This is a genomic window from Tritonibacter sp. SIMBA_163 (genome assembly GCF_046535935.1).
Taxonomy (GTDB): Bacteria; Pseudomonadota; Alphaproteobacteria; order Rhodobacterales; family Rhodobacteraceae; genus Epibacterium; species Epibacterium scottomollicae.
Genome location: NZ_JAWJBP010001357.1, coordinates 1 through 235, shown reverse-complemented (window position 1 = coordinate 235; position 235 = coordinate 1). Strand labels below are relative to the sequence as shown.

The following is a 235-nucleotide window of genomic DNA, read 5'->3' as shown; positions in this document are numbered from 1 at the left end:
AAATCCCACCGTGGCGTCCTGCCTGCTGGGGTTGATCTATCCGACAGCGTCGAGAATGAATTTCTCTGCATGAGCTTTTGCCGCGCCATGGGCATGGATGTGGCTGAGAGCGAGATAGCAGATTTTGAAGACGTGCGGAGCCGTATCGTGACGCGGTTTGATCGGCGCTCGACCAAAGATGGCCGCTTGATCCGGCTCCCGCAGGAAGACTTTTGCCAAGCGCTCACAGTCCCAC

The 235-nt window shown here is 57.4% G+C and carries 1 protein-coding gene; it reads left to right on the top strand.

Translation table 11 applies throughout. The features are described from left to right. Nucleotides 1-18: 18 nt before the first annotated feature. A partial coding sequence (locus R0J92_RS26710) for a HipA domain-containing protein (RefSeq protein WP_411053906.1) occupies nucleotides 19-235 on the top strand: 217 nt, incomplete at its 3' end.